The 25,702-nt window shown below is 60.0% G+C and carries 24 protein-coding genes; 12 read left to right on the forward strand and 12 right to left on the reverse strand.

Going from position 1 to position 25,702, the window contains the following annotated elements; all coding sequences use genetic code 11:
• Positions 1-56: 56 nt before the first annotated feature.
• The 11 genes from paaE to paaF form a co-directional block, all read right to left on the reverse strand.
• Positions 57-1,133: a 1,2-phenylacetyl-CoA epoxidase subunit PaaE gene (gene paaE / locus OO306_RS02415; RefSeq protein ID WP_027593241.1), complete on the reverse strand. Its 1,077-nt coding sequence runs from the start codon at positions 1,131-1,133 to the stop codon at positions 57-59.
• A 15-nt stretch (positions 1,134-1,148) separates the two neighbouring features.
• Complete coding sequence (paaD, locus tag OO306_RS02420) at positions 1,149-1,682, reverse strand: 1,2-phenylacetyl-CoA epoxidase subunit PaaD (RefSeq protein ID WP_186702865.1); 534 nt, start codon at positions 1,680-1,682, stop codon at positions 1,149-1,151.
• Positions 1,669-2,427, reverse strand: coding sequence for a 1,2-phenylacetyl-CoA epoxidase subunit PaaC (gene paaC / locus OO306_RS02425; RefSeq protein ID WP_265967557.1), 759 nt, complete (start codon positions 2,425-2,427; stop codon positions 1,669-1,671). Before paaC ends, paaD begins: the two co-directional genes overlap by 14 nt.
• A gap of 8 nt (positions 2,428-2,435) precedes the next feature.
• Positions 2,436-2,717 (reverse strand): 1,2-phenylacetyl-CoA epoxidase subunit PaaB, encoded by a 282-nt coding sequence (paaB, locus tag OO306_RS02430; RefSeq protein WP_004374528.1) that lies wholly within the window; start codon positions 2,715-2,717, stop codon positions 2,436-2,438.
• A gap of 25 nt (positions 2,718-2,742) precedes the next feature.
• Positions 2,743-3,732: a 1,2-phenylacetyl-CoA epoxidase subunit PaaA gene (paaA, locus tag OO306_RS02435; protein ID WP_099429341.1), complete on the reverse strand. Its 990-nt coding sequence runs from the start codon at positions 3,730-3,732 to the stop codon at positions 2,743-2,745.
• Between the two features lie 228 nt (positions 3,733-3,960).
• The gene (gene paaK, locus OO306_RS02440; protein ID WP_265967558.1) at positions 3,961-5,280 is read right to left on the reverse strand and encodes a phenylacetate--CoA ligase PaaK; all 1,320 of its coding nucleotides are present in this window, start codon (positions 5,278-5,280) and stop codon (positions 3,961-3,963) included.
• A gap of 111 nt (positions 5,281-5,391) precedes the next feature.
• Positions 5,392-6,612 carry a 3-oxoadipyl-CoA thiolase gene (gene pcaF / locus OO306_RS02445; RefSeq protein ID WP_265967559.1) on the reverse strand — a complete coding sequence of 407 codons (1,221 nt, stop codon included), beginning with the start codon at positions 6,610-6,612 and terminating at the stop codon, positions 5,392-5,394.
• Positions 6,605-7,045 (reverse strand): hydroxyphenylacetyl-CoA thioesterase PaaI, encoded by a 441-nt coding sequence (paaI, locus tag OO306_RS02450; RefSeq protein ID WP_027593247.1) that lies wholly within the window; start codon positions 7,043-7,045, stop codon positions 6,605-6,607. The genes pcaF and paaI overlap by 8 nt, the downstream gene beginning before the upstream one ends.
• A complete protein-coding gene (gene paaH / locus OO306_RS02455; protein WP_265967560.1) occupies positions 7,038-8,555 on the reverse strand; it encodes a 3-hydroxyacyl-CoA dehydrogenase PaaH in 1,518 nt (505 codons plus the stop codon). The genes paaI and paaH overlap by 8 nt, the downstream gene beginning before the upstream one ends.
• A 2-nt stretch (positions 8,556-8,557) precedes the next feature.
• A complete protein-coding gene (gene paaG, locus OO306_RS02460) occupies positions 8,558-9,349 on the reverse strand; it encodes a 2-(1,2-epoxy-1,2-dihydrophenyl)acetyl-CoA isomerase PaaG (RefSeq protein WP_265967561.1) in 792 nt (263 codons plus the stop codon).
• Positions 9,350-9,384: 35 nt separating this feature from the next.
• Positions 9,385-10,158 (reverse strand): 2,3-dehydroadipyl-CoA hydratase PaaF, encoded by a 774-nt coding sequence (paaF, locus tag OO306_RS02465; RefSeq protein ID WP_027593250.1) that lies wholly within the window; start codon positions 10,156-10,158, stop codon positions 9,385-9,387.
• A gap of 355 nt (positions 10,159-10,513) precedes the next feature.
• Here paaF and paaY point away from each other — a divergent pair, with 355 nt between their 5' ends.
• The 7 genes from paaY (at position 10,514) to OO306_RS02500 (ending at position 17,769) form a co-directional block, all read left to right on the forward strand.
• Complete coding sequence (paaY, locus tag OO306_RS02470) at positions 10,514-11,113, forward strand: phenylacetic acid degradation protein PaaY (RefSeq protein WP_265967562.1); 600 nt, start codon at positions 10,514-10,516, stop codon at positions 11,111-11,113.
• Between the two features lie 77 nt (positions 11,114-11,190).
• Entirely contained in the window at positions 11,191-12,114 is a 924-nt protein-coding gene (paaX, locus tag OO306_RS02475; protein ID WP_186681513.1) for a phenylacetic acid degradation operon negative regulatory protein PaaX, read from the forward strand.
• A 135-nt stretch (positions 12,115-12,249) separates the two neighbouring features.
• Entirely contained in the window at positions 12,250-12,594 is a 345-nt protein-coding gene (locus tag OO306_RS02480; protein WP_265967563.1) for a helix-turn-helix domain-containing protein, read from the forward strand.
• Entirely contained in the window at positions 12,594-13,808 is a 1,215-nt protein-coding gene (locus tag OO306_RS02485) for a type II toxin-antitoxin system HipA family toxin (protein ID WP_265967564.1), read from the forward strand. The genes OO306_RS02480 and OO306_RS02485 overlap by 1 nt, the downstream gene beginning before the upstream one ends.
• An 88-nt stretch (positions 13,809-13,896) precedes the next feature.
• On the forward strand, positions 13,897-14,418 hold the full coding sequence (locus tag OO306_RS02490; protein WP_265967565.1) for an RNA polymerase sigma factor: 522 nt from the start codon (positions 13,897-13,899) through the stop codon (positions 14,416-14,418).
• A complete protein-coding gene (locus OO306_RS02495) occupies positions 14,415-15,263 on the forward strand; it encodes a FecR family protein (protein WP_265967566.1) in 849 nt (282 codons plus the stop codon). The genes OO306_RS02490 and OO306_RS02495 overlap by 4 nt, the downstream gene beginning before the upstream one ends.
• A gap of 115 nt (positions 15,264-15,378) precedes the next feature.
• The gene (locus tag OO306_RS02500; RefSeq protein WP_265967663.1) at positions 15,379-17,769 is read left to right on the forward strand and encodes a TonB-dependent receptor; all 2,391 of its coding nucleotides are present in this window, start codon (positions 15,379-15,381) and stop codon (positions 17,767-17,769) included.
• Between the two features lie 82 nt (positions 17,770-17,851).
• Here the strand turns inward: OO306_RS02500 and rfaD are convergent, their stop codons facing one another.
• Positions 17,852-18,883 carry an ADP-glyceromanno-heptose 6-epimerase gene (gene rfaD / locus OO306_RS02505; RefSeq protein ID WP_265967567.1) on the reverse strand — a complete coding sequence of 344 codons (1,032 nt, stop codon included), beginning with the start codon at positions 18,881-18,883 and terminating at the stop codon, positions 17,852-17,854.
• 1,109 nt (positions 18,884-19,992) lie between these two features.
• On the opposite strand from rfaD, the gene OO306_RS02510 reads away from it, so the two are divergent.
• From OO306_RS02510 to OO306_RS02530, 5 genes are all read left to right on the forward strand, one after another.
• On the forward strand, positions 19,993-20,940 hold the full coding sequence (locus tag OO306_RS02510) for a site-specific integrase (RefSeq protein ID WP_265967568.1): 948 nt from the start codon (positions 19,993-19,995) through the stop codon (positions 20,938-20,940).
• A gap of 595 nt (positions 20,941-21,535) precedes the next feature.
• Positions 21,536-22,141: a transcriptional regulator gene (locus OO306_RS02515; protein WP_265967664.1), complete on the forward strand. Its 606-nt coding sequence runs from the start codon at positions 21,536-21,538 to the stop codon at positions 22,139-22,141.
• Positions 22,142-22,574: 433 nt separating this feature from the next.
• A complete protein-coding gene (locus OO306_RS02520) occupies positions 22,575-23,696 on the forward strand; it encodes a succinylglutamate desuccinylase/aspartoacylase family protein (RefSeq protein ID WP_265967569.1) in 1,122 nt (373 codons plus the stop codon).
• Between the two features lie 19 nt (positions 23,697-23,715).
• Complete coding sequence (locus tag OO306_RS02525; RefSeq protein ID WP_265967570.1) at positions 23,716-24,693, forward strand: threonine/serine dehydratase; 978 nt, start codon at positions 23,716-23,718, stop codon at positions 24,691-24,693.
• Complete coding sequence (locus OO306_RS02530; protein ID WP_265967665.1) at positions 24,690-25,637, forward strand: ornithine cyclodeaminase family protein; 948 nt, start codon at positions 24,690-24,692, stop codon at positions 25,635-25,637. The genes OO306_RS02525 and OO306_RS02530 overlap by 4 nt, the downstream gene beginning before the upstream one ends.
• Positions 25,638-25,702 lie beyond the last annotated feature (65 nt).

Raw genomic sequence — 25,702 nt, forward strand, 5'->3', positions numbered from 1 at the left:
TGCGGTGGTGCTTAGGGCCTCTTCGCGGGCGAGCCCGCTCCCACACAGGCCAGGTATCAGAGCTGGTCGAAGTCGAGCACCACTTTGTCGCTCACCGGGTAGGTCTGGCACGACAGCACATACCCCGCCGCCACTTCGTAGTCTTCCAGCGCATGGTTGCTGTCCATCTCGACCTCGCCTTCGATCACCCGGCACTTGCAGGTCGAGCACACGCCGGCCTTGCACGAGTACGGCAGTTCGGCGCCGATGGCGTTGCCGGCGTCCAGCACGTTCTGGCTGTTGCGCGGCAGGTCGAAGCTCAGCGCCCGGCCATCGCTGATCACGGTGATATGGCTGAGCGCCGAATCCACCTGGCGCGCAGCTTCACGGGCTTCGCGGCGCGCTTCGCTGCCCGCGGCGGCGAACAGTTCGAAGTGGATGCGGTCCTTGGCCATGCCGTTGGCCTGCAGGCTGTCACGCACGGTTTCAGTCATGGCCTGGGGGCCGCAAATGAACGCAGCGTCCAGCGTGGCGACGTCCAGCCAGCGGGAGAACAGCTGGCCGCACTTGTCGGCATCGATCCGGCCGTTGTACAGGTCGACGTCCTGCTGCTCGCGGCTGAACACGAAAATCAGGTTCAGGCGGTCCAGGTAACGGTTTTTCAGGTCTTCGAGCTTGTCGCGGAACAGCGCACCAGAGCTTGAGCGGTTGCCGTAGAGCAGGGTGAAACGGCTGTGCGGTTCAGTGGCCAGGGTGGTGGCGATGATCGACAGGATCGGCGTAATGCCGCTGCCGGCGGCAACGCCCAGGTAGTGGCCTTCGCGGGCGGGGTCGAGCGGCACGAAGAAGCTGCCCGACGGCGGCATCACCTCCAGTTGCTGGCCAGCCTTGAGCACTTCATTGGCAAAGGCCGAAAAACGCCCGCCTGGCACGCGCTTGACAGCCACACGCAGCTCGCCGTCCTGCACGGCGCTGCAGATCGAATAGGAACGACGCACTTCTTCGTCATCCAGCTGGGTACGCATGACCAGGTACTGGCCCTGGGTGAAGCGGAATTGCGTCTGCAGGTGCTCGGGTACGTCAAAGACGATGGACACGGCGTCGCGGGTCTCGTTGCGTACTTGCTTGATGGTCAGGCTGTGAAACTGGCTCATGGTGTTCTCCACGGCTCAAATGCATTTGAAATAGTCGAACGGCTCCAGGCACTCGCGGCAGCGGTACAGCGCCTTGCAAGCCGTGGAGCCGAACTGGCTGAGCAGTTCGGTATGCGCGCTGCCACACTGCGGGCAGCACACTTGGGGCGCCTCACCGAGCAGGCTGCGCTTGCTGGTGCTGCCTTCGGGCGGCGCTATGCCATAGGCGCGCAAGCGTTGGCGGCCCAGGTCGCTGATCCAGTCGGTGCTCCAGGCCGGGGTCAAGCGCCGCTCCAGCGCGGGGGCAGCAAAACCGGCCTGTTGCAGCGCGTCACGGATATCGGCCTCGATCACCTCGGTCGCCGGGCAACCGGAATAGGTTGGCGTGACGACCAGGTGCAGGTGGCCGGCGCGCCAGTCCAGGTCGCGGACAATGCCCAGGTCAACCACGCTCACCACCGGCACTTCCGGGTCCATGACCTGCTCCAGCACCGCCCAGGCCCGGGCCAGGTCGTCGCCTCGGGCGGCACGGGCGCCGAGGTCGCTGGCGATCAGCTCACCAGGTCGCATCGGGGTAGGCCCGTGGCAGGAACTGCATTTCGGCCAGCAACAGCCCCAGGTGCTCGGTGTGCAGGCCTTTGCGACCGTCCAGGTAGAAATAACTGGCGGCCTTGGGCAGTGGCAGCTCGACCGAGTCAAAAATCGCGCTTACCTGCTTGAGCCAGGCCGCGCCGACGGCGGCCGGGTCAGCTGCGATGCCGGCTTCGGCCAGCTGAACTTCGCTGTCGCTACCCGCGGTCAGTTCAACGGTGAAGCGCCACAGCGCCGGGATGGCGTCTAGCATGCGCCGACGGCTTTCGTCGGTGCCGCCGCCCAGGCGTTGCACCCACTCACCGGAGCGACGCAGGTGGTAGGTGACCTCCTTGAGTGCCTTGGCAGCAATGCCGGCGATACGCTCATCGCGGGACGCAGCCAGGCCCTGCAGCACCGCGAAGTGCCAGGCGTCGTATAAAAACTGCTTGGTCATGGTCACGGCGAAGTCGCCATTGGGTTGTTCGACCAGCAGCAGGTTGCGGTAGGCGCGTTCGTCACGGCGGTAGGCAAGGGCATCGGCGTCACGGCCGTCGTCGAGCAATTCGGCGGCGTAGTCCAGCCAGTTGCGGGCTTGGCCGACCAAGTCGAGGCCGACGTTCATCAAGGCCAGTTCTTCCTCGATGGCCGGTGCGTGGCCGCACCATTCACAGAGCCGCTGGCCCTGCACCAGGGCACTGTCGCCCAGGATCAGCAAATAGGGGATAAGCGCTTCTTTATGCATGGCCAACCTCACATGTGTCCGACTTCGTCGGGCAGCTCATAAAAGCTGGCATGGCGGTAGACCTTGTCGTCCGAGGGGGCGAACAGCGGGTCTTTCTCGTCAGGGGAGGAGGCGGTGATCAGCGCTGATGGCACCACCCACAGGCTCACGCCTTCGCTGCGGCGGGTGTACAGCTCACGGGCATTCTCGATGGCCATGGCGGCGTCGGCGGCATGCACGCTGCCGACATGCTTGTGGTTCAGGCCGTGCTTGCTGCGCACGAACACTTCGTAGAGGGTCCAGACAGACATTTTCGATCTCCGCATCAATCGCCGCTCAGGCGGCGTTCTTGTTCTGTTGCTTGCGCGCATAGGCCACGGCGGCCTCGCGTACCCAGGCACCGTCCTCGATGGCCTTGCGCCGGGTGGCGACACGTTCCAGGTTGCAGGGGCCGTTGCCCTTGATGACTTCGTAGAACTCGTCCCACTGGATGTCGCCGAAATCGTAGTGGCCGCGGGCTTCGTTCCACTTCAGGTGCGGGTCGGGCGCGGTGCAGCCGAGCAGCTCGAGCTGTGGCACGGTCTGGTCGATGAAGCGCTGGCGCAGCTCATCGTTGGTCTGGCGCTTGATCTTCCAGGCCATCGACTGGGCGCTGTTGGGGGAGTGCTCGTCACTGGGGCCAAACATCATCAACGACGGCCACCACAGGCGGTTGATGGCGTCCTGAACCATGTCCTTCTGAGCCTGGGTACCGTGGCGCATCATGGTCAGCAGCAGCTCGTAGCCCTGGCGCTGGTGGAAGCTCTCTTCCTTGCAGATGCGGATCATGGCGCGGGAATAGGGGCCGTAGGAGGTGCGCTGCAGCACCACCTGGTTGACGATCGCAGCGCCATCGACCAGCCAGCCTACGGCGCCCATGTCAGCCCAGCTCAGGGTCGGGTAGTTGAAGATGCTCGAGTACTTGGCCTTGCCGCTGTGCAGCTTGGCGATCTCTTCGTCGCGGTCGGCGCCGAGGGTTTCCATGGCGCTGTACAGGTACAGGCCGTGGCCGGCTTCGTCCTGGATCTTGGCCATCAGTTGCAGCTTGCGTTTCAGGCTTGGGGCGCGGGTGACCCAGTTGCCTTCGGGCAGCATGCCGACGATTTCCGAGTGGGCGTGCTGGGAGATCTGCCGGATCAGCGTTTGGCGGTAGGCCTCGGGCATCCAGTTTTTGGCTTCGATCTTGATCTCGGCGTCGATCTTTTCCTGGAAGTCGCGCTCTTCGGGCGACATTTCGTCCAGGGACTTGACGCGTTTGACGCCGGTTTCGACTAGCTGTGCGTACATGTTCCGACTCCTGTTAAGGCATGAGTCATTTGTAAGCGATACAAAACATAACGTCAAACAGTTTTATGTGTATCGAATAAGATTTATGTATCGCTTTGCGGACCTTTCGCAGCACAAGGCTGCTCCTACAAGGGCGCGCACCACCTGTAGGAGTAGCCTTGCACTGCGAAAGGGCAGGCAAAAAAAAGCCCCGGACTGAGCCGGGGCCGTAAAAAGGCAGCTGATAAGTCAGCTGGCCAACCGTTTGTCGAACACGTGGCACGCCTTGCCTTCAGAACGCTTGAGCGTGCCGCAGGGCTGCAGTCTCACCTGGGTGCTGATACCGATGTAGGTCTTGATCTGCTTGGTCAGTTCACCGATCAGCAGCTTGCGCTGGCCCTCGTCCATCGTCTGGCATTCGCCACGCAGCTCCACGTGCACCTCGACACTGTCCAGGTTGCCGTTGCGATACAGATGAATCTCGTACATCTCTGAAAGCTGTTTTATTTTGAGTACCTGCTCCTCAATCTGGGTCGGGAACACGTTGACCCCACGAATGATCAGCATGTCGTCACTGCGCCCAGTGATCTTGCCGATCCGTCGCATCGGCCGCGCGGTGCCCGGCAGCAGGCGGGTCAGGTCGCGGGTACGGTAGCGCACCATCGGCAGCGCCTCCTTGCTTAGCGAGGTAAATACCAGCTCGCCCAATTGCCCGTCCGGCAGCACCTCGCCGGTAACCGGGTCGATGATTTCGGGGTAGAAGTGGTCTTCCCAGATGGTCGGGCCGTCTTTGGTTTCGATGCACTCCATTGCCACACCGGGCCCCATGATTTCCGACAGGCCATAGATGTCGAGGGCCTGGATACCCAGGCGCTGCTCAATGGAGCGCCGCAGTTCGTCGGTCCAGGGCTCGGCACCGAAGATGCCCAGGCGCAGCTTGAGGTCGTGCGGGTCGATGCCCTGGCGCTCGATCTCGTCGGCCAGGTTGAGCATGTAAGAGGGCGTGACCATGATGATGTCGGGCTGGAAGTCGCGGATCAGCTGCACCTGCTTCTCGGTCTGGCCACCGGACATGGGGATGACCGTGCACCCCAGCCGTTCGGCGCCATAGTGCGCGCCGAGGCCGCCGGTAAACAGGCCATAACCGTACGAAACGTGCACTTTGTCGCCTTTGCGCCCGCCGCCGGCGCGGATCGAGCGGGCGACCACATTGGCCCAGGTGTCGATGTCGTTCTGGGTATAACCGACCACGGTCGGCTTGCCCGTTGTGCCGCTGGAGGCATGCAGGCGCACGACCTCTTCCTGGGGCACGGCAAACATGCCGTACGGGTAGTTGTCGCGCAGGTCGTTCTTGCCGGTGAAGGGGAACTTGGCCAGGTCGTCGAGCGACTTGAGATCATCGGGGTGCGCGCCGCATTCGTCGAAGCGTTTGCGGTACAGCGGCACGTTGTCGTAGGCGTGTTTCAGGCTCCAGCGCAGGCGCTCAAGTTGGTGCTGGCGCAGGGCGTCGACGCTGGCGGTTTCCATAGGGTCAAGCAGGGCACGATCGGCATCATGGTACATGTTCATGGCTTCACTCGAATTGTTCTTGTACGCCGCCCGGCGCGGGTTCGCAGCCGGGCGGTGAGTGTCATGGGCGCAGCATAACCGGCTGCGTTGTGTTCGGTAACAAGCCGTTGGTCAGAGGCGTTCGATGACCATGGCGATGCCTTGGCCAACGCCTATGCACATGGTGCACAACGCGTAGCGTCCGGCGGTTTCTTCCAGTTCGTGCAGTGCGGTGGTGACCAGGCGCGCGCCACTCATGCCCAGCGGATGCCCCAGGGCAATGGCGCCGCCGTTCGGGTTGACCCGCTTGTCGTCGTCGGCCAGGCCAAGCTCGCGCAATACCGCCAGGCCTTGGGCAGCGAAGGCCTCGTTTAGCTCGATGACATCCATGTCGGCCAGCGAGAGCCCGGTGAGTTCGAGCACCTTGCGGGTAGCCGGCACCGGGCCGATGCCCATGATGCGCGGCTCGACCCCGGCCACAGCCATGCCGACAATGCGCCCGCGGGCTTTAAGGCCATGGCGCCGGGCCGCTGCGGTGCTCGCCAGCAGCAGTGCACAGGCACCGTCGTTGACGCCAGAGGCGTTGCCAGCGGTGACACTGCCACCCTCGCGGAACGGCGTGCCGAGCTTGGCCAGCTGCTCCAGCGTGGTGTCGCCACGCGGGTGTTCGTCGTGCTCGACGCGCTTGGCCGGGCCTTTGCGCTGGGGGATTTCGACCGGCACGATTTCCTGGGCCAGGCGGCCTCGGGCCTGGGCGGCGGCAGCCTTGTGCTGGCTGCGCAGGGCGAAGGCGTCCTGGTCTTCACGGGAGATACCGAAACGGGCAGCGACGTTCTCAGCCGTCTCAGGCATCGAGTCGGTGCCATGTTCGGCCTTCATCAACGGGTTGACGAAGCGCCAGCCGATGGTGGTATCGAACAGTTCGGCGGCGCGCCCAAAGGCTTGCTCCGATTTGCCCATGACGAACGGCGCACGCGACATCGACTCCACGCCGCCGGCCAGCATCAGCCCGGCTTCACCGCAGCGCAGGGCACGGGCCGCGTTGCCAATGGCGTCCATGCCAGAGCCGCACAAGCGGTTGAGGGTGGTGCCCGGCACCTCGATCGGCAGGCCCGCCAGCAGGCTGGCCATGCGGGCAACGTTACGGTTGTCCTCACCGGCCTGGTTGGCGCAACCGAGGATTACGTCGTCCACTGCCGCCCAATCCAACTCCGGGTGGCGGGCGATCAGGGCCTTGAGCGGGATGGCGGCCAGGTCGTCGGGGCGCACGCCGCTCAAGGCGCCGGCGTAGCGGCCGATCGGCGTGCGCACGGCGTCGATGATCAGCGCATCGGCCAGGGTGTGTTCAGTCATCTTGTGTCTCCTGCGCGAGCACCGTGCCGCGTACTTTGTAGGATTTGCCATGGAACATCGCCACCAGCTCACCGCGCTGGTTCTCGATGCGAACGTCATACAGGCCGGTACGGCCTTTGCGGCTGACTTCGCTGGCCGTGGCGGTCAGCACGTCGTCGCGCAGCGCCGGCGCCAGGTAGTCGATGCTGCAACCCAGGGCCACGGTGGCCTGGTCGTAACTGTTGCAGGCGAAGGCGAAGGCCGAATCCGCCAGGGCGAACAGGAAGCCACCGTGGCAGGTGCCGTGGCCCTGGATCATGTCGGCGCGCACCGGCATGCGCAGGCGCGCCTGGCCAGGGCCGGCCTCGAGCAGGCTGATGCCCAGCCCTTGGGTGGCGTGATCGCGGGAAAACATGGCATCGGCACAGGCTTGTGCCAGCTCGATTTCAGTCATGCAGATTGCCTCCTTGGGCTTCGCACCGGCGCAATAGCAGGGAAGGGCGATAGCGGCTTTCGCCGTAGCTGCGCTGCAGGTTGTCGAGTACACGCAAGGTCTGGCTTATGCCGATGTGCGAGGCCCAGGCCAGCGGGCCGCAGGGGTAGTTCACGCCGGCACACATGGCCAGGTCGATATCGGCTGCCGAGCCAACACCTTGCAACACGGCATCGGCGGCTTCGTTGGCCAGCATCGCCACCGTACGCAGCACGACCAGGCCAGGCAGGTCGGCGACTGCGGTCACTTTCAGGCCGGCGCGGGTTAACAAGCCAACGGCCTGGTCGCGGGCCTCACGGGTGGTGTCGGCAGACCAACTGATCGCAATGCGGGAAGCCGTGCTGTAGTCCAGGGCCAGATCGACCAGTACCAGGTTGCGCAGGCCTTCTTCGCGGGCACGCTGCGTAGCCAGGCGGCCGTCGGAAAGCGCCAACGTGGCATCGCCGACCTGGATCACGCCACTGCCGGCGCGCTCGGTCACGGCGACGCCGCTGTCGCGCAAACGCTCGACCAAGGGCTGCATGGCGCCCAGATGCCCCTCGATAACGCAGGACTCAACCTGCGCCGTGCTTTGCAGCGCTGTAGGTTGCGGGCGCTCGGCGCCTTCGGCGTAGCTATAGAAACCTTGGCCAGTTTTGCGGCCAAGGCGCCCGGCATCCACCAACTCCTTTTGCACGAGCGAAGGCTGGAAGCGGAAATCGCCATAAAACGCCTCGAACACCGAACAGGTGACGGCATAGTTGACGTCATGGCCGATCAGGTCGGTGAGCTCGAAGGCCCCCATGCGAAAGCCGCCGGCGTCACACAACAGCGCATCCAGGCTGGCGCAATCGGCTGCACCTTCCTGCAACAGGCGCAGGCTCTCGGCGTAGAACGGCCGGGCTACACGGTTGACAATAAAGCCCGGCGTTGAGCGGGCATGCACCGGCTGTTTGCCCCAGGCTTTGGCGGTGTCGTAAAGGCAGGCGGCCACGGCAGGGTCGGTAGCCAACCCCGAAACGACCTCGACCAGGGCCATCAACGGTGCCGGGTTGAAGAAATGCATGCCCACCACTTGCTGTGGGCGCTTCAAGCCAGCGGCCAGGCTGGTGATCGAGAGTGACGAGGTGTTGCTGGCCAGGATGCAGTCGTCTGCGCACAGCGCTTCAAGCTCGTGCAACAAGGCCTGCTTCACTGACAGGTTTTCTACGATGGCTTCGATCACCAGGCGGGCATCGGCCAGCGGGTCGAGGGTATCGGCTGGGCACAGGCGGGCGACGATCGCTTCGCGCTCGCCCGCAGGCAGCTTGCCTTTTTCTACCAAGCGGGCGAGCTGACGATCGATACCCGCCACTGCCTGGGCGGCGGCGCCGGGGCGGTTGTCGTAGAGTTTGACCGGGTGGCCGGCTTGCGCGGCCACTTGGGCGATACCTGCGCCCATGGCGCCTGCACCGATCACGGCCACTTGGGTGTTGCGGTCGAGTGCGCTCATGCTCAACGCCCCTTGAACGCAGGCGTGCGCTTGTTCATGAAAGCGCTTACGCCTTCGCGGTAGTCCTCGCTGCGGCCAGCCAGGCGCTGCAGGTCGCGCTCCAGTTCCAGTTGCTGGTCGAACCCGTTATCGAAACTGGCATTCAGGCTGCGCTTGATCAGGGCCAGGCCGTAAGTGGGCTGCGTGGCGAGGTGGCGGGCGAGGGTGAGGGCCTCGTCGCGCAACGCGGCATCGTCGACCACGCGATGGATCAACCCCCATTGCTGGGCCTGTTCGGCCGTAAGGCGTTCGCCGAGCATCGCCAACGCCTTGGCCCGCGCCATGCCGACTAGCCGTGGCAGCAGCCAGGTGCCGCCAGAATCCGGCACCAGGCCGATCTTGCAGAAGGCCTGGATGAAGCTGGCCGAACGGGCGGCCAGTACCAGGTCACAGGCCAGCGGAATATTGGCCCCGGCGCCTGCAGCCACGCCGTTGACAGCGCAGATGACCGGCAGCGGCAAATCGCGCAGGGTGCGTACCAGTGGGTTGTAGAACTTATCGATGGACTCACCCAGGTCCGGCATGTCGGCGCCTGGCGCGACATTGCGATCAGACAGGTCCTGGCCTGCACAGAAGCCGCGGCCTTCGCCAGTAAACAGCAACACCCGTGCATCTTTGCTCTGGCGTACTTGCTTCAAGGCTTCGCGCACTTCCAGGTGCATGGGCGTGTTGAAACTGTTCAGCTGCTCCGGGCGGTTCAGCGACAGGAGGGCAACGCCGTCCTCGATGGAAAACAGGATGTGTTCGAACGTCATGGCAGACTCGCTTGGTCAGTCGAATGGGGAGGTGCTCAGCAGCCTTTGAACCGGGCCTGGCGTTTTTCCTGGAAGGCGCGAATACCCTCATTGCGGTCGGCGGTGCCGGCGAGCAGGGTGAACGCGTGGCGCTCGAAGCGCAGGCCACTGGCAAGGTCGGTATCGCCGGCCTTGAGCAAGGCTTCCTTGGCCAGGCGCACTGCCAGCGGCGCCTTGGCCGCGATAATGCGGGCCACTTGCACGGCCCGCTCCACGGCCAGTTCCGGCTGGGTGATTTCGCTGATCAGGCCGGCTTGCAAGGCGTGCTGGGCGCTGATGGCTTCACCGGTCAACACCATGTGCATGGCCAGCGGCTTGCCGACCGCGCGCAGCAGGCGCTGGGTGCCGCCAGCGCCGGGGATGATGCCGAGGTTGATCTCCGGCTGGCCGAAACGCGCGTCGCTGCCCGCAATGACGATGTCGGCGCACATCATCAGCTCGCAACCGCCGCCCAGGGCGTAGCCGTTAACGGCGGCGATCAGCGGCTTGGAGAACGCGGCTATCCGTTGCCAACACGCAACACGAGGGTCATTGAGGATGCCGACCAGGTCGCGCTCGGCCATCTCGCCAATGTCGGCGCCTGCGGCGAACGCCTTGCGGCTGCCGGTAATCACCACGGCATGGGTCTGATCATCACGCTCGGCGGCATCCAGCTCGCTTGCCAGCTCGGCCAGCAACGCTGTGCACAGAGCATTCAGCGCTTCTGGCCGTTGCAGGGTGATGAGCCGGACGCCGTGCTCCGGCGCTTGCGCATCGAGATAACGAGGCATATCGGGTTCCTCTGGCTGCTCGCACGGCACATCGATTGGCCGGCATTTCTTGGAATTGTTTGCAGGGACGTGGGCTGCACCACGTTCAGGTGCGGACAGTATATGCCTTATGCGATACACCAAAGCAACATCAAAAAGTGTTTCACGTATCTCTTTGTGGTGATTTCTGCGCGAAATATGAGCGCTTCAAAAAAGTGATTTAACGATTCATCTTCAGAAAAATAGGGCTTATTTTGCAAAAATCGGATGTAGTTAAGGATGGCAACAAAGCGATACAGGCATTCGCACAATTGACGCGCAACATTTTTGTGATACAAGGATTCGTCACATTTCAAATCATTTCAGGAGCTTTGCCATGCCTTGCTACCGGCTAGACGGCCTGACCCCCGTGGTTCATCCAACTGCCTATGTGCACCCGAGCGCAGTGCTGATTGGCGATGTCATCGTTGGCCCGCGTTGCTACGTCGGCCCGCTGGCCTCACTTAGGGGCGACTTCGGCCGCATCGTGCTGGAGGAGGGCGCCAACCTGCAGGACACCTGCGTGATGCATGGCTTTCCGGGGGGCGATACGGTCATAGAACGCAATGGGCATGTCGGCCACGGCGCGGTGCTGCACGGGTGCCGCGTGGGCGAAGATGCCCTGATAGGCATGAATGCCGTGGTAATGGATGGTGCCCATGTAGCCCCGCGCTGCATCGTTGCTGCCACGGCCTTCGTCAAGGCGGGGTTCGAATGCGCCGAACAAAGCCTGTTGGTGGGTAGCCCGGCACAGGTCAAGCGCCCGCTGACCGAACAGGAGCTGGCCTGGAAGCAGCGCGGCACGGCGGAGTATCAGCACCTGACGCAGCGCTGCATGACCGCGCTGGTCGAATGCCCACCGCTGACCGAAGCCGAGCAGGGTCGCCCGAGCATGGGTGACTCCGGCATCCGGCCCAAAGGCAAGGCGCCGGCATGAGCCTGTCCGCGTCACGCAATGGCCAGGCAACCCGCCGCGCAGGTATAGTCGGTGCTTTCCCCGCGCACAGTTCCTCCATGAGCACACTTGCCCCACTGAACAACCTGATCACTCGTTTTCAGGAACAGACGCCGATCCGCGCCAGCTCGCTGATCATCACCCTGTACGGCGACGCTATCGAACCGCATGGTGGCACGGTGTGGTTGGGCAGCCTGATCAACCTGCTGGAGCCGATCGGCATCAACGAACGGCTGATCCGCACCTCGATCTTCCGCTTGACCAAGGAAGGTTGGCTGACCGCCGAAAAAGTTGGCCGACGCAGCTATTACAGCCTGACGGGCACTGGCCGTAGACGCTTCGAAAAAGCCTTCAAGCGCGTCTACAGCCCCAGCCAACCCGCATGGGATGGCGCCTGGACCCTGGTGCTGCTGTCACAACTGGAAGCCGGCAAGCGCAAAACCCTGCGTGAGGAGCTGGAATGGCAGGGCTTCGGGGTGATGGCGCCCAACGTGATGGGCTGCCCCCGTGCTGACCGCGCGGACTTGGCCGCGACCCTGCGCGAGCTGGAGGCCAGTGATGACAGCATCGTGTTTGAAACGCACACCCAGGAAGTGCTTGCTTCCAAGGCCATGCGCGCGCAAGTGCGCGAGAGTTGGCGTATCGACGAGCTGGGGCAGCAGTACAGTGAATTCATCCAGTTATTCAGGCCGCTGTGGCAGGGCCTTAAAGAGCAGCCGCAGCTCGATGCGCAGGATTGCTTCCTGGCACGCACGCTACTGATTCACGAGTACCGTCGGCTGCTGCTGCGCGACCCGCAACTGCCTGATGAGTTGCTGCCAGGTGATTGGGAGGGCAGGGCAGCACGGCAGCTGTGTCGCAACCTGTATCGGCTGGTGTTTGCCAAGGCTGAAGAGTGGTTGAACAGTGCGCTTGAAACGGCTGACGGCCCACTGCCTGACGTGAATGAAAGCTTCTACAAGCGCTTTGGTGGCCTTGCATAGGGATTTTTAAGGTTAACCTTGGTTAACCTTATCTTCGATAATACTTACCACGGTGAGTATTATGCATCAATTATAAAATCTTTAAGTGTGCTATGGTTAACCTTAACTCAGTTAATGTTAACCATGGCGAGCCTTATGACGACTTATTTTCCAGTCGCTTGTGCCGATACCCTCAGTAAAATCGGCCTTTTGGTCAAGGCACGGCGCCTGGCACTCGGCCTGCGCCAAGCCGACCTTACAGCTACTGTCGGCGTCTCCGCGCATACCCTTCGCAAGATCGAAGGCGGCTCGGCGCTCGTCGACCTGCGTTCATTCATGCTGGTGTTGTGGCGCCTGGGTATCAGCGAAACCGTTTTCGCCTCGCTGGATGGCATAGAGCAAACCTCCCAGATCACCCGGTTCAGTGATGACGATGATGCCCACCAGAGCCTGGCATCCCGCCGCGTGCGGCTGGCCAAACCCAAGCCTGAGGAGTTCTGATGTCCCGTGCCTACATCTATATGGAGCACCCCGAGACAGGTGAAGTCATCACCCTTGGCCGGCTGACCCTCAAAGGCAAGCTTGGTGAGTTTCTTTATGCACCTGACCACGTCGCGCGCGGCGGCTGGGTCCCTGACCCGATCAATTACCCGTTACGCGCCGAGGCCTACACCGGCATCGCCAAGAACCGCGGCATACCCGGCTTCATCAATGACGCCATGCCCGATGGCTGGGGCGAGCGGCTGCTGCATCGGGCGTACGGCCAAGAACTCGGCCCCCTCGACTTCTTGCTCAAGTCACCGAACAACGACCGCGTTGGCAACCTGATGGCAGGCGGCGCAACAACACCCGCACCCGGTCTTGGCGATGGTGCAGTACCGACCTTGAAAGGCCTGGCCAAGTTCGTCGCTGCGTGTGAAGCGGTGTACGACGGCCAGCTCGACGCCGAGTCGGTGGCCACACTCAACGTGCGCCAACAACGCTCGGCCCTGGGTGGCGCGCGACCGAAACGTACGCTGCAGGATAACGGCATGCTGATTCTGGCCAAGCCGCGCGATCGCTTCGATCATTACGACCTGCCCTCGATCGAATACGCCTGCATGACATTCGCCGCAGGGAAGGGCTTGAACGTGGCCAAGACCGCGCTGCATGCTGAAACCCCTTCGACGTTGCTGATCGAACGCTTCGACCGCACGCCCATTGCACAAGGTGCCCGACGTATCCCGATGCTCAGCGCGCTGACCTTGCTGGATTCGGAGTGGAACGGCGCGCACCATCGCGATTGGCGCTATGCCGCCGTGGCCGATGAAATGCGCCGCCGAGGTGTGCCCGATACCGACCTGCAGGCGCTGTTCAAGCGCATGTGCTACAACGCCCTGGTGGGCAACTCCGACGACCATCCTCGCAACCATGCGGTGCTCTGGGTTGACGGCGGATGGCGTCTGTCGCCCATGTACGACGTGCTGCCCATGCTTGAAGAAGGCCCCGCACAGACCTTGGCCATGGCTGTTGGCCGGGAAGGCAGCCAGATTAGCCGCGCGAATATGCTCAGCCATCACGCGCACTTTGCCCTGACGCGGGAGCATGCAGAGCATCTGCTGGTGGAGGTGGCGGGGTGGGAGGACGAACTGAAGGCGTATTACGCGCAGGTGCTTGCCGGCAGCGACCTGGACATGGCAGTTGATGCGGTGAGCTCGGTTCGCATGCTCAGTTAAGAAGAAGGCGGAGGCGGGTGACACTGCTTTCAAATGACATGCATTCCCATTTATACTTGCATCTCATTTCCTCTCTGTTATCGCTACCGTGCAGGCAGATCCTCCAAAACCATCCTTGCTCGCCACCTTGGTCCGTCACTACGACGACCTGGTCGATCATGTGCGCCGACGCTTCGGCGAGCGGGTGTTCGCGCGTGAAGTCGTTCACGACCTGTGCGTTCAGTTGCTGGAGGATGACGAGAAAGAAGGGGTGCGCAAGCCGCTGGCGCTGTTACGCAAGATCGCCCACGACAACGCCATCTCGCATTGCCGCCGCGAGCGTCGGCGCAGCAGCTTGATCGTCGCCGTGGCAGAACTGCCCGACGTCGCCTGCAACGCAGCGCCACAGGAGCGCCATGTCGACGCGGCGAAGACACTGGACAGGCTGATTGCGGCTATTTCCCGATTGCCGCCGCGTTGCCAGGCCGTGTTCATCATGCACAAGCTGCATGAGGTCCCCCAGGCTGAAGTCGCGCAGCGCCTGGGGATCTCGCTGAAAACCGTAGAAAAGCACTTGCGCGTCGGTATGATCGCTTGCCGTGAACATCTGCAATCCGAGGTGGCGCAGTGAGCCGTCCACGAAACAAAGACGATGCTGCAGTCGATGAGGCGCTGGCCGCGTGTCGCGAGACCTTGAAGCAGCGCTTCCCTTTACCCAGCTCGCCACCTGCCCGCAAGCCCCGCAAAGGCAGCAAGGTACTCCCGCTTGTATTGCTGGCCCTGGCCGCAGGTGTGGCGTGGAAGGATCCTGCGTACCGCAACGAACACTTTGTCACGCAGGTGGGACAACGCCAGGCGGTACAGCTGGCTGATGGCAGCAAGATCAAGCTGGATGGGGGCACTGAGGTACGCGTCAGCTGGCATTTGCGCACCCGGCAAGTGGCACTGGTGCGTGGCCAGGCCTTATTCGACATTTCGCCCATGCAATATCGGCCGTTCTTGGTCGATGCAGGCAACGCCGACATACGCGTGGTCGGCACCCGATTCAACGTCAACATGTACGCGGGTGACGTGCGGGTTACCGTTGCGCAAGGCAAGGTGGCAGTCACAGGGCGCGCGGCGGACCGTACCTCGCTGCTCATGCCTGGGCAGCAGGTGCTCGTGCAACAGGGCGTCCCCGGTGAGGTGGTCAAAGGCAATGCCGAAGACGCTAGCGCCTGGCAAGAAAGCCGCTGGGTTTTCGCCGGTACGCCACTGGCTGAGGTGGTTGCTGCACTGCAACGGTATTACGCCCAACCGATCGAACTGACGGACCCTGATGTCGGCAAATTGCCGCTTTCAGGTGTTTTCAGCAGCGACAGCGTCGAAACGCTATTGGCGTTACTGCCGGAGATTCTCCCGGTGAAGCTGAGCAGGGAAGGCGGGGCCGTACGCATTCAGCCCCAAGCGGAAAAAAATAATTCTCCAACGAGGTAGGGTTGGGGCCGTCGCGAAGCGGCTAACTCTCTGCACCTCATCTCCTGGAGAATAACAAGTGAGTCAGCTCTTCCTGCGTACACCTTGGCACGTTTCGATTTTGACCAGCACCTTGATGGCCAGCCAGTGGTCGTTCGCGCAAACCATGGTGGTTGTCGATTTCAATATTCCTGCATCAACGCTGGAAAGCTCGCTGAATGCAGTGGCTCGCCAAACAGGTGCTCAAGTGCTGTTTTCCAGCGAGCTGACTGCGGGCAAGCAGGCGCCGGCGCTGCACGGGCGTTACACAGTGGCGCAGGGGCTGGGCCAGGTGCTCGAGCAGAGTGGGTTGGTCGCCCAGGCGCGCGATGAGCGGACATTCATCGTTTTACCGTCAAACCATGCGGCATCAGACAACGCGCCGTCTACGACCGCCAGCCCCATCGAACTGGCAGGCACGGAGATCACGTCGTCTCGGCTTTCCAGTGGTGTGGTACCGCAGGCACGTCAGGTCAATGTGATCGAACGCGAACAACTGAAGCAATTGCGCCAGGGCTCTGATGGGCTGGCGACGCTGCTGGCCAAGAGCATCCCAGGGATGGCCGACTCCAGCCGTACCATCACCGATTACGGGCAAACGCTGCGCGGCCGTACGATGCTGGTCCTAGTCGACGGCGTGCCGCTGAACACCAACCGTGACTCTTCGCGGAACTTGGCCAATATCGACCCGGCATTGATCGAGCGCATCGAGGTGATTCGCGGCAGTAGCGCTATCTACGGCGCCGGTGCGACGGGAGGGATCATCTCCATCACCACGCGGCCCGCTGGCGGCGAGCAAATGGCCGAGACAACGCTGACGGGCGTTTCGCCCTTGAGCCAAGTGGACAGCGATGGCCTGGGAGGGCAGTTGCAGCATCATGTTGCCGGCGCGCAGGGTGCACTGGATTACGCATTCGATTTCGGTGCACGCCATATTGGCGCCTCTTACGATGCCAAAGGGCACCGCATTGCGCCCGAGCCTAGCCAAGGTGACCTGTTCGATTCCAACACCTACAACATTGGCGGGAAATTGGGTTGGCGCATCGACGAGCTGCAACGTATTCAGCTGTCCCTCAGCCATTACAACGCCGAGCAAAACAGTGACTATACCGCCGACCCAGCGGTCAGCCGATTGCCGCCTGGTTCCGTACCCGCACAACCGTTGTCCGGGTTGTCCCTCGACGAACAGAACCAGATCAAGAACACCTTGGTGAACCTTGAATACGGTCACTCGGAAGTGCTCGGGGGAACATTCAATGCCCAGCTTTACTACCGCGACTATTTCACCCGCTTCACGCCCTTCGATGCCCGTGGCGTTGCCACACGTGGGCGCAATGTCGATCAAGTCATGCAGAACAGCGAAGTCGTTGGCAGTCGCATTACCTTGCGAACCCCGATCGGCGGGTCAGATACCGAACTGTTGTGGGGCGGCGACTTCAACCAGGAGCGCAGCGACATGCCGATCGATATCTTCGACCCGCAAGCGTTTGATGCGAGCGGCGGAACGGTATTCAATAAAATCGGCAAGTTGAGCTACATGCCTGACCTGACGTCACGCAGCGTAGGTGCGTTTGCACAGTTACAGCACCGTTTCAACGAGCAGTGGTCCATGGAAGGCGGCATCCGTTATGAATATGCCACCGCCGAATACGGGGACTTCATTCCGCTGTCTGAATCAAGCACCGCCAACCCCGCCACGGTGGAAGGCGGCAAAGTCCATTACGATGCATTGCTGTCCAATATCAGCCTGACTTACTCGCCCGTCAGCGGCCAGGCGGTTTATGCCGCCTTCAGCCAAGGCTTCCAGTTACCTGACATTGGCGTGCAGCTGCGTAACGCACGCCGTGGTTTCGATATTGGCTCGTCCAACCTGGAGCCGGTCAAGACCAATAACTACGAACTCGGGTGGCGCGGCGAGCTGGGCGAGGAGACCCTGGCGTCGCTGGCTGTTTTCTACACCACATCAAAACTGGGTGATGTTCAGAGCTTCAACAATGGCCTGATCCTGACCCGCACTCAGGAGCGCATCTATGGCGTTGAAGGCAGCGCTGACTGGTTGACCAGCGACGAGCATTGGGGGGCAGGGGGGAGCTTCACTTGGATGAAAGGGCGCGAGCAACCAGACGGTGGCGATTGGCAAGACATGACAGGCTATCGCATTCCGCCTGTGAAACTGACAGCGTATCTTCAATACAAGCCAGACGAGGATTGGAGCCATCGCGTGCAGGCGACTTACTTCGGTGCAGAGGATTACCGCCTCAAAGGCGTCGAAAGCTTTGGCAGACGCAGGGTAGATGGCTACACCACGGTGGATATCATCAGCCAATACCAGCTGAGTGAGCATGATCAGATCAGCGTGGGCGTCCAAAACTTGTTCAATCGTTATTACTATCCGCTGTACAGTCAACTGATGCGCAACAGTAACAACACCAGCCATTTGCCTGCGCCAGGCACCGTTTTGACGGCGAGTTATACCCACCAGTGGTAATCGGCAGGGCCTCATTAGGCTGGTTTAAACATAACTACACTAAATGAATATTTAGCGTAGTTATGTTAAGAAGATGCGAATATCAAGCTGCCGTCGCTTGCCTGAAAGGAGCAGGCGGCGGGCTTTGCAGGCCTTGCAACCAATCACAATACAAACTTACACCTTGGTCGACCGTCAATGTTGCCGTCTTGTAGCCCACAGCCCGCAAGCGCTCCAGGTCGGCACAGGTGTAACACTGGTATTTGCCGCGCAAATGTTCAGGAAACTCACTGTATTCCAGAATGCCTTCCAGCAGGGCCATCTCCAAGGACAATGGGGGTAGCCCTTGGTATTTGCGTAATCGGTTGATCACTGCCAGCGCAACATCATTGAACGACTGGGCGCGTCCGCTACCCACATTGAAAATGCCGCTCAGTTGCGGGTGATCAAGGAAGAATAAATTGACCCTGACCACATCATCCACCGAGACGAAATCACGCAAATGGCTACCGCTGGGGTAACCGCCGTAGCTGCCGAACAGGCTGACTTTTCCGCGGGCCTGGTACTGGTTGAAACAGTGCAGGGCCACCGATGCCATCGCGCCTTTATGCTGCTCATGGGGCCCGTAAACGTTGAAATAGCGCAATCCAACGACCTGACTGCGCGAAGCTGACAACTGCCGGCGCACATGCTGATCGAACAGGAATTTGGAATAGCCGTAGACGTTCAATGGGCGCTCACAATCGCGCTGTTCACGAAAGTCCTGGCCAGCACCGTAGACTGCTGCCGATGAGGCGTACAGGACCGGAACCTGTTGCGCCTGGGCAATCTCCAGCAAGTCCCGGCTGTAGCGATAATTGTTGTCCATCATGAAACGGCCGTCGGCTTCGACGGTACTGGAACATGCGCCTTGGTGCAGAACCGCACGTACATTACCGAATTGTCCGCGCCGGAACCGGTCCAGGAAGTCGTCCTTGTCCAGGTAGTCAGCGATGTCACTGTCAGCCAGGTTGCGGAATTTGTCGCCCGCGGTCAGGTCGTCGACGGCGATGATCTCGGTTTGGTTGCGTTGGTTGAGCGCCTGTACGAGGTTGCTACCGATGAATCCCGCGGCGCCGGTTACGATGATGGTCATGCCAGATCCCCATAAGGGTGCGGAGATCGGATTTTAGTGGAGGGAATATGCAGGGATGTTAACCAGGGTCAAAGGATGGGATGGTTGGGTGGGTTGCTGGCGTGGTACTGGTTTTGAATCTGGGTAACCACGGGCGTGTGGGTTTATACGAGTGTGCGCATAATGCATATTATGTTAAATTAAGTATTATGAGTAAGTGCTCATGCGTTGTCCAATATCACATACCACCGTCCAAATCCCCACAATCCCCCGTTTCCCAGAAAGTCAAAAGCTTCGCTTAGATTCATAATCCTATCTCTGCGCATGGCTCCTGAGGCTGTCGCTAAATGAGGCGACTCACCAGAAGTCATGCTTAACCCATTGATCCTATTGAATAAAATTGACAATCAAGGCAATGCCCTGCGAATTAAAGCGACATCTGTGCAGCTCAGCCTCATCTTCTGAAGCCAAAGTGCCCTATTTTTTGAGTCAGACATCGATTCCTAAACCCTTTAGCGTTAGCAATTAATGAGGAGTTTTTCCCACTCTTCGGAGTAAGCGTCGTGAATCGACGAAAAATCCTCCCTTGAGATTGCAAGATTGAGGCGACTTTCCCAGGTTTTGGAATCAATAAGGCGACTTTCCCATGCCTTGGAATTAATAAGGCGACTTTCCACCAGCACCGCTGCTGCGTTCAAGTATGGTATTGAGGATGTTTGTGCAGGTTTTATATTAGTTAGGGAGCGTAGGAAAGTCTCCAAATTTAAGAGCGCTTGATGAGCGTATTTGCCTAAACCGGAAGGAGCGCGGCAAGACATCTGTCATTGATCCAGTCACAGCACTCTCATGTTGCGCCTAGCTAGGCTTGTCGTTACCATCAGTGATTCGACGCTTTTTGTTCTCAAAAGGTTGAAACTTCCGATTACTGTCATAACTGGAAGTCTATTGTCTTCAAAATTCTGGCTGGTATTCCATGGCGCGCGCACCCACACCCTTGTTCGAAACCTACGATAACTTCATCGAGCAAGACTTCAGTTTGCTGGGCTCATCACTCGCCTGCGTCGCTTCCTTTTTGTGCGCAAGATTATCTGGATTTCTGTCGAAACCCGCCGGCTGACTGGGTGGGTCCGGTGACCCGCAGCCGCTTCCTGAACAACCCGGCAGCGATGGATGCTCGTGATGGCTGGATCCCTAATCCGAAATGGCATCCTTTCAACATTAAGTCTCGCAAGGCGACGGCCACAGAACTTCCCAGTGCCCAGCACTATCAAGCGGCGAATGGCACGTTAAACCAAGTGTTTACCGTCTGCAGCCGGTTCTATGAATTTCTCATTGAAGACGGCTTCGCCCAAACGAATCCGTTTCGCCTCCTCAAGAAAGGCAACCGATTTTCTACGCAAGAACTTGAAGTTGCGTCTTCACGGGCGCTCACGCCGCTGCAGTGGGACTTTGTCCTGGATACCGTTGAGGAGATGGCGAACGCCGAGCCGCAGCGGCATGAGCGAACCTTGTTTATTGTTGCCACGCTGTTCGCCATGTACCTGCGGGTTTCAGACCTCGCCGGTCGAAAGAATTGGAAGCCCACCATGGGAGACTTTCGCTTAGATGATGAAGGCAACTGGTGGTACTTTACGGTGGGTAAAGGCAACAAGGCGGCCAAGATTGCCGTGCGCGATATTTACGTAGAGCGCTATTTGAAACGTTATCGCCGATTCCTGGGGCTTTCCGAATTACCTCATCCCGGGGAAAGTACGCCGCTGATCAAAACACTCAAGGGGCGCGCAGGTTTGTCTGACCGACAGATCCGCGCCCTCCTCCAGGCTGTTTTTGATAAAGCCGTAGAGAAGATGCGCAGCGAAGGCCGCGCGAACCATGAGATGGAGAGTCTGCGCTGTGCGTCTGCGCACTGGCTGCGACACACCTCGGCCACGTTTGACGCGCCGCTGCGCAATCCTAAAGACCTGCAGGAAGACCTGCGGCACAGCAACCTCAGTACGACCCAGAACACCTATTATCACGCGCATGATCAGGAGCGCGCGAATTCGGTGAAGCGCATCGGCATGCGCGACCGCGGTTAAGCCTGGATTGCCCAGTCGTCGACCACCAGCTTGCCGTCCCACATGGCTCGAGGCCATTTATCTAGGAATTCACAGTGAAAATTACCGGGCTGGTCGAGGTTGAGGCCGTCATTGACGTGACCTGTGACGTCTGCGGTTGTTCTACGCGCGGGGCCGCGGGCGGTTATCAGTATGGAACCCTACAAGCCCACTGGCGTGTGGCAGTTGACGCGGAGTTGGAGTGGCTAGCTCGAACGCCAGGTAGCTATCTGCCCTATTACTCGGCCAATACAGATCGCGTGGCTAACAGAGTGGGCCGCAGGCCCAGACGCACAGACAGGATTAGGGGGAAGCGCCCACACCTCCCCCAGGCCTTGAGTGGAGCGTTGGATCAGCCCATTTCCAAAACACACACCGCGAATCTGCATGCCGCCCTCTCGAATTTAGTTTAATTTTTGGGGGTCTCAACCATTACGCACCAGAGCGAGAACGGCACAACCGCCGAGCACTCTTGAAAGCGGTACCTTTTCAGTCCACCATGGAAAAAATTGCCACGCGCTCAAAGCGCTCCTCTGCCTAGCAGACTACACATTCAAAAAATCAACCTTTCCAGATGATGAAGATAGAGAACTACAAAGCGATCGCTGACAGCATTGCGCTGCTGCTCTTCCCTCATGCGGAAGTAATCGTCCATGAGGTTGAAAGCCAAACCGTCGTTCACATAGCCAACAATTTCTCCAAGCGGCAGCTGGGAGATGATTCGGCACTTGACCAAGAACTTGGGGATTTTCGTAGCTCCGCTAGCATTGGCCCGTATGAGAAGGTCAATTGGGATGGTCAGAAAATCCGCTCGATCACCAGCGTTTTGTATGATCAGCACGGAGAGGCCGAATATCTCCTCTGCATCAATCTGAATTTCTCGGTATTGGACCAAGCACGTGAAGCGCTAGATGCATTCTTCCAGGTCAGCCGCTTGATCCCGCAACCCGACTCGCTGTTCAAAGATGATTGGCAGGAACGGATAAACACGTTCTTACACAGCTGGCTCAAAGAACGAAATCTGTCATTGCGCACACTGAAAATGAAAGATAAGCGCACCCTCGTTGAGGCCCTCCACGCGCAAGGCGCATTCGAGGGCCGAAGTGGTGCGGACTACGTGGCCAACGTCCTCAGCATGGGCCGGGCAACCGTCTACAAGTACCTCAAGGAACTGAGAGCCTAGCTCTCGCTCGCACGCGAGATCCGCCTTTGACTAGTCGGCCCCACTCTCAACCGTAGCGCAAGACGCTTCAGCCGACTGCCATCACTCCGGCCTTGCGCTTCAGCGCTAGGCAACGTACCTCGCCCACAATCATGCCCAACACCACACCGCGATAATGACAATCAGGGCAAAGGTCCATAGCAGCATCCTCCACTGTGCTGTTTACGGAAGGCGGATGCTACTGGGGTAGACATAAAAATATCCATTAGAGACTTTTCCTCCACGCGTTGCCGTTTTTTTGCTTGAGCACCGTGAAAGTACTGATTTAGACGGTACTAGCTCACCCGAATCTGAGTCGGGACCGGCGTAAATTGGGAATCCGAGCGCCTGAAGGGTCTTGTCGAAAATAGATAATAGGTCTACCGTAGATTTATATTCCACGACAGAGCCTTGCATGATGTCGATTCAGACTCGCTTCACGGACCTGCCCCCCCTCGGCCCCGGTAATATGGTCCGCCTGCTCACCCATGAATTCACCGGACAGGAATCTGCCCGTAGTGCCTATATCCAAGCCGGCCTTCATGCTGACGAGCATCCAGGGCTGCTTGCTCTTTGGCATCTGCAGGAAATGCTGGTTGACCTGCACCAGGAAGGTCGAATCCTGGGCAAGATCGTGATCTGTCCATTCGCTAATCCAGTGGGAATGACACAAAACGTACTCGGGTTCTGGACCGGCCGCTTCAACCTGGCCAACGGTGAAAACTTCAATCGCAATTTTCCAGATCTCATCCCGTTGCTGGAAGCTCAGCACATCGACAGCAGTGCTGTTGTGCCGGAACAGAAGTTACAGGCCGCGATTGCCGCACTGCCGGCCACGGACACCGTCGGTGCGCTGCGCAAAGCACTCCTGAGTGAAGCACTCCAGCATGACATCGTGCTGGATCTGCATTGCGATACTGCAGGTGTACTGCACCTGTATGCGAATGAGGCCCAACGTGAACGGGCAACGAGACTTGCTGCCTGCATGAACATCGATGTTGTCTTTCTCGAGCATTCAGCGGGTGGCCAACCATTCGATGAGTCGTGCAACCGCCCATGGAATTGGCTCATCGACCAAGGTTTGAGCCCCCAGGAAGAGCGTCTTTTCGCCGCCAGCATCGAGCTTCGTGGGCAAGCAGATGTGGACGACGAATTAGCCCAGGAGGACGCGAAAGGAATTCTGAGTTTCCTGGCAAGCGAGGGGCTTTTGCGACTCGACGATCAGCCGCTTGTGAAACGCTCACCTCAAGTTTACCCACTCGAGGGCGCAAGCCATCTGCCCTCACCAGGGCATGGTTTGCTGGCATGGAAAAAACGTCCCGGGGACAGCGTCTCGAAGGGCGAAGCGATCGCCGAGCTCGTGCCGATCGACGCCTCGATCGGCACCCCGAGAACGCCCATTCACAGCGATGTAGATGGTGTTCTCGTGGTTCAACCGCTCTTTAAGCTGGTACGAGCTGGCCAACGCGTTGCACTGCTTGCCGGTACCGAACCGCTGCCCAATCGACAAGCCGGTCAATTGCTCAATCACTTCTGAATTTACCAAGGGTCAAAAAATGACTGTCGACGCCAAATACCTGTTTTCGCTATACGAGGCAATTGCCGAAGCGCACCAAGCACTGCGCCCGGCAGTGAGTGTCACACCGCTTGCCCACAGCGCACGCCTGTCCGCCATGACAGGATGCGAGGTTTTCCTCAAATGTGAGCACCTTCAGCACACGGGCTCCTTCAAGTTCCGCGGGGCCAGCAACAAGATCCGGTTACTGCCTGAAGCGCAGCGCAAGCTTGGGGTGATCACTGCGTCGTCGGGGAACCACGGGCAAGGTCTGGCACTCGCCGGCAAAGTGCTGGGGGTACCGGTCACGGTCTATACCACCACCTCTGCGTCCCCGTACAAGCTGGATGCCATCCGGGCCCTTGGTGCCGAAGTCGTCAGCCTCGACATGGATCCGCTGAGTGTAGAGCTGGAAGCAGCTCGTCAGGCCGAGATCCAAGGCAAGCCTTTCGTGTCGCCCTACAACGATCCAGAAATCATCGCGGGCCAAGGCACGATCGGCATCGAGCTCTTCGAACAGGCACCGGACCTGGATGCGGTATTCGTCGCCGTTGGCGGTGGCGGAATGATTTCCGGGATCGGGGCTGCCTTGCGCGCGCTGAACCCGAAGATCGACATCATTGGTTGCTGGCCAGCTAACGCCCCCACCCTGCAGAAATCCCTCGAAGCTGGCGAAATCATCGAAATGGAAGAAGACGACACCATTTCCGATGGCACTGCCGGTGGCATCGAGCCAGGCAGCATCACCTTCCCCCTCTGCCAGAGCCTGCTGACGCGGACAGTGCTGGTCAGTGAGGAAGAAATCAAAACGGCGATGCGCGATGTCGCTAGCTGCGAACGCTGGATCATCGAGGGCGCTGCCGGCGTCGCGGTGGCCAGCATGCAAAAACTGGCAGAGGAATACCGGGGCAAGCGTGTCGCGGTGGTCATTTGCGGCCGCAACATCCTTCTCGAAAAATTCCTTGGGGCAGTTCAATGAAAGTCTTTAGCAAAGAGCAAATCATCTCTCAACTCAACTTGGAACAGGCAGTACAGCGCCTGGAAGAAGGTTTCGTTGCCTTCTCCGCCGGCAAGGTTCAGGTGCCACCGGTTCAAGCATTTGCGTTCACTGCTGCGAATGGTGACTGCTGTGTGAAGTCGGCATACGTGGAAGGCAGCGACACCTTCACCGTGAAAATTTCGACCGGTTTCTACGACAATCCGTCCAAAGGCCTGGAAAGCAACGACGGCCTGATGATGGTGCTGTCTGCTAGGACTGGACGGCCACTCGCGCTGATGCAGGATGAAGGTTGGCTGACATGCATCCGCACCGCATTGGCTGGCCGTATCGCAGCCCGTCTGCTGGCTCCCAAAAACGTCAAAGCTATCGGCATTCTCGGCACCGGCATGCAGGCGCGGATGCAACTGGAGCAACTGGATGCTGTTACTACGTGCCGCAAGGTCATCGTATGGGGCCGCAGTGAGCCCGAGCTCGAAGCCTACAAGGCCTTCGCCACCGAGCTGGGGTATCAGGTGCAGACCACCAAAAACGCCGCTGATGTTGCCCGTGCCGCGAACCTTATCGTCAGCGCAACCCCTTCCCGCGAACCTTTGCTGATGAGCGAGTGGGTACAGCCTGGCACTCACATCACCGCTGTCGGCGCCGACGCTGCAGGCAAACAGGAGCTCGACGCCGCGCTCGTCGCACGGGCAGACCGCATCATCGTCGACTCGATTTATCAGTGCAGCCAATACGGCGAGATTTCTCATGCACTCAAGGCCGGCTTGATCGGTGAAAGCCAACTGGCTGAACTGGGTGCACTGCTTGCAGGCAAAGTGCGTGGCCGTGAAAACGACGATCAGATCACCTTGGTCGATCTGACCGGTGTGGCCGTCCAGGACGCTCAGATTTCGAGCTGTGCATTGGCCTGCATGCAAGGCTGATCCTCCCTTCCCTTCGCCCTCTCGCGCCCAGCTCTCAGGGCGCGGTGTGCACTACTGCTGGAGTG

The organism is Pseudomonas sp. DCB_AW (genome assembly GCF_026240895.1).
GTDB lineage: Bacteria > Pseudomonadota > Gammaproteobacteria > Pseudomonadales > Pseudomonadaceae > Aquipseudomonas > Aquipseudomonas kermanshahensis.

Excerpts from the sequence above, each read along its gene's own strand:
- paaE (WP_027593241.1), bottom strand. The coding sequence starts at position 1,133 with ATGAGCCAGTTTCACAGCCTGACCATCAAGCAAGTACGCAACGAGACC.
- paaD (WP_186702865.1), bottom strand. The coding sequence starts at position 1,682 with ATGCGACCTGGTGAGCTGATCGCCAGCGACCTCGGCGCCCGTGCCGCC.
- paaC (WP_265967557.1), bottom strand. The coding sequence starts at position 2,427 with ATGCATAAAGAAGCGCTTATCCCCTATTTGCTGATCCTGGGCGACAGT.
- paaB (WP_004374528.1), bottom strand. The coding sequence starts at position 2,717 with ATGTCTGTCTGGACCCTCTACGAAGTGTTCGTGCGCAGCAAGCACGGC.
- paaA (WP_099429341.1), bottom strand. The coding sequence starts at position 3,732 with ATGTACGCACAGCTAGTCGAAACCGGCGTCAAACGCGTCAAGTCCCTG.
- paaK (WP_265967558.1), bottom strand. The coding sequence starts at position 5,280 with ATGAACATGTACCATGATGCCGATCGTGCCCTGCTTGACCCTATGGAA.
- pcaF (WP_265967559.1), bottom strand. The coding sequence starts at position 6,612 with ATGACTGAACACACCCTGGCCGATGCGCTGATCATCGACGCCGTGCGC.
- paaI (WP_027593247.1), bottom strand. The coding sequence starts at position 7,045 with ATGACTGAAATCGAGCTGGCACAAGCCTGTGCCGATGCCATGTTTTCC.
- paaH (WP_265967560.1), bottom strand. The coding sequence starts at position 8,555 with ATGAGCGCACTCGACCGCAACACCCAAGTGGCCGTGATCGGTGCAGGC.
- paaG (WP_265967561.1), bottom strand. The coding sequence starts at position 9,349 with ATGACGTTCGAACACATCCTGTTTTCCATCGAGGACGGCGTTGCCCTC.
- paaF (WP_027593250.1), bottom strand. The coding sequence starts at position 10,158 with ATGCCTCGTTATCTCGATGCGCAAGCGCCGGAGCACGGCGTCCGGCTC.
- paaY (WP_265967562.1), top strand. The coding sequence starts at position 10,514 with ATGCCTTGCTACCGGCTAGACGGCCTGACCCCCGTGGTTCATCCAACT.
- paaX (WP_186681513.1), top strand. The coding sequence starts at position 11,191 with ATGAGCACACTTGCCCCACTGAACAACCTGATCACTCGTTTTCAGGAA.
- OO306_RS02480 (WP_265967563.1), top strand. The coding sequence starts at position 12,250 with ATGACGACTTATTTTCCAGTCGCTTGTGCCGATACCCTCAGTAAAATC.
- OO306_RS02485 (WP_265967564.1), top strand. The coding sequence starts at position 12,594 with ATGTCCCGTGCCTACATCTATATGGAGCACCCCGAGACAGGTGAAGTC.
- OO306_RS02500 (WP_265967663.1), top strand. The coding sequence starts at position 15,379 with ATGGCCAGCCAGTGGTCGTTCGCGCAAACCATGGTGGTTGTCGATTTC.
- rfaD (WP_265967567.1), bottom strand. The coding sequence starts at position 18,883 with ATGACCATCATCGTAACCGGCGCCGCGGGATTCATCGGTAGCAACCTC.
- OO306_RS02515 (WP_265967664.1), top strand. The coding sequence starts at position 21,536 with ATGAAGATAGAGAACTACAAAGCGATCGCTGACAGCATTGCGCTGCTG.
- OO306_RS02520 (WP_265967569.1), top strand. The coding sequence starts at position 22,575 with ATGATGTCGATTCAGACTCGCTTCACGGACCTGCCCCCCCTCGGCCCC.
- OO306_RS02525 (WP_265967570.1), top strand. The coding sequence starts at position 23,716 with ATGACTGTCGACGCCAAATACCTGTTTTCGCTATACGAGGCAATTGCC.
- OO306_RS02530 (WP_265967665.1), top strand. The coding sequence starts at position 24,690 with ATGAAAGTCTTTAGCAAAGAGCAAATCATCTCTCAACTCAACTTGGAA.